We start from the raw sequence: 1,592 nt of genomic DNA, 5'->3' as shown, positions 1-1,592 counted from the left end.
CTGAAGGCCTCGTCCTTTAGGGTGGGGATGCAGTAATCGAAAGACCAGCCTGAAGGCAGGAAAGCAAAACTATTTTAAAGCCTAAAAAACATTACCATACTTTAGAATGAAGCGGTCAATAACGGTAAAACTACAACCCTCAAAAACCCAAGAGAAACATTCAAATCCGAAATAGGCTCGGCAACGGTTCAACAAATCTGCAGGAAGAACGCCGAAAGCTGGAGAAGCTTCTTCTCACTCTTAAGGAACACGCGGAACGGAGAACCCCCCAACTGGCTCAAACCCAAACCACCAAACTACATCAAGGGAGAAGGCTTAATAGTCCTCAGAAACGACCAATACAAAATTGAAGGAAACAAACTAATCCTCAAAGGCCTCGAAAAGTTCAAACGCCTCGAAATTCAATTCAAGGGGAGAATACACTTAAAGGGCAAGCAAGGGCGATTAGAAATAACTTACGATCCAATAAGACGAAAATGGTATGCTCACGTGAGCTACACGGTGGAGGAGAAGCTAATCAATGGTGAGTGGGTTGAACTCCCAAGACAGCCATTGGGGAACCTCTCGGCGGGAATTGACCTTGGAGTAAACAACCTGATGGCCGTTTACGTTGAGAACGGGGAAAGCTTCTTAGTGAACGGGAGACCGCTTAAGAGCATTGATTTTTACTGGCAAAAACGGATAGCAGAGTATCAGTCCAAAATCAATAAATCGGGAGCTAAAAAGAGTAAGAAACTCTCAGGAATGCACTTGAAGGCTAAACTCCAGGCGAGGCACTACATTAACACGAGGGTGAGACAAACAGTTGAAAAGCTCTATCGTCTCGGTGTTTCAAGGATTGTTGTTGGCTATCCGAAGGGCATCAGTGGGAACTCCAGCAAGGGTAAAAAGCAGAATTATCTCCTCTCCCACGTCTGGCGGTTTAATTACGTTATCAAACGCTTGAAGGAAGTTGCTGAGGAGTATGATATTCGGGTTTTGGTTGTGGACGAGGTTTTCACGTCTAAGCGTTGTCCCGTCTGCGGGAGGCCTCACGAGGGGGCTCGCTTCCTTCGTGGTTTGTTTAAGTGTCCCGTGATGGGGCTTGTCTTCAATTCAGACTTGGTTGGGGCGTTTAATATTTTGAAGAGGGCTGTGGGAACGATAACCCTGAACTTGGGCGGTTTGTACGCTCAAGGGAGGGGTAATTGGGGGAAGACCGTCCCGGAGGGGTTGAAGACCCGCTTTTTAGTGGGTTTGAATGAGACCCCTCAAACCTCTCCGCCATTAGCGAGGGGTTAGGCAAACCCCCGCCCCTCACGGCGGGGAAGAGGTCAGCCCCGGCCACCTTTACGCCGAGCTCCTCCCTCCAGAGGACGTCCTTTATCATGCCCGCCGTCACGGTGGTCGAGCCAGAGGAGTCCCAGTCCATCCCGATGACGTTGTTGAAGGCCTGGAACCAGACCGGGTCGGAGAGCCTTTCCAGGAGTCCCTTCGTTCCGTACTCCTCAACCGCCAGAACCAGCACTAACCGGGTGAGCTCCCTCATCCTCTGGGCCAGCCACGCCGGAACGTGGCCGCCGTGGAGGGGCAGGTCGGCGATATTCCTCATC

Annotated in this window: 2 pseudogenes; one reads left to right on the top strand and one right to left on the bottom strand. The window is 50.6% G+C overall.

The window, feature by feature from the left end:
* Window positions 1–150 precede the first annotated feature (150 nt).
* Window positions 151–1,281: pseudogene (locus APY94_RS12770) on the top strand (RNA-guided endonuclease InsQ/TnpB family protein); the annotation flags it as partial.
* A gap of 37 nt (window positions 1,282–1,318) precedes the next feature.
* Here APY94_RS12770 and APY94_RS13060 read toward each other — a convergent pair.
* Window positions 1,319–1,591, bottom strand: a pseudogene (locus APY94_RS13060) (DUF763 domain-containing protein); the annotation flags it as partial.
* Between the last annotated feature and the right edge of the window lies 1 nt (window position 1,592).

The organism is Thermococcus celericrescens (genome assembly GCF_001484195.1).
GTDB lineage: Archaea > Methanobacteriota_B > Thermococci > Thermococcales > Thermococcaceae > Thermococcus > Thermococcus celericrescens.
The sequence above is the reverse complement of the archived record's forward strand: the minus strand, read 5'-3'. Positions and strand labels throughout refer to the sequence as shown.